The organism is Fischerella thermalis PCC 7521 (genome assembly GCF_000317225.1).
Taxonomy (GTDB): Bacteria; Cyanobacteriota; Cyanobacteriia; order Cyanobacteriales; family Nostocaceae; genus Fischerella; species Fischerella thermalis.
Window position 1 is genome coordinate 1 of sequence record NZ_AJLL01000128.1, and the last position, 382, is coordinate 382.

1 protein-coding gene is annotated in these 382 nt (G+C 38.0%); it reads left to right on the plus strand.

The annotated features are described in order from the left end of the window. On the plus strand, positions 1-311 hold a 311-nt coding region (locus UYK_RS24585; RefSeq protein ID WP_040469611.1), incomplete at its 5' end, for a PEP-CTERM sorting domain-containing protein. Positions 312-382: the final 71 nt, after the last annotated feature.

Here is a 382-nt window from a genome sequence, read left to right on the forward strand (position 1 = left end):
GATTCTATGACGCTAATTACTACCAATCAGGACTGTATATTTATTTAGATGGTATGCTTAGTAAAGTAATTAGCAGTACTGATACATTATTTCCAGACAAAAGAATAATTGAAATATACGATATAAGCAGACATGGATTTGATGGAGAATCGCTGGCTTTTGGTACGTTTTTAAGCGATGCTTCAATGGCCATTTTTCGAGCAGACAAGATTTCTGAGCCTGTACCAGAACCTTTAACTTTGGGAGGTACAGCAGTGGCTGGTGTTGTCGGTTTCTGGTTCAAGAAGAAAAAGAAGAAAGTTGTAGCTTAGAAATACATCCGAGTTATCGATTTCAAGGTGCGATCGCATCCTAAAATCACAACAACTTAAGTAGCCCTTGC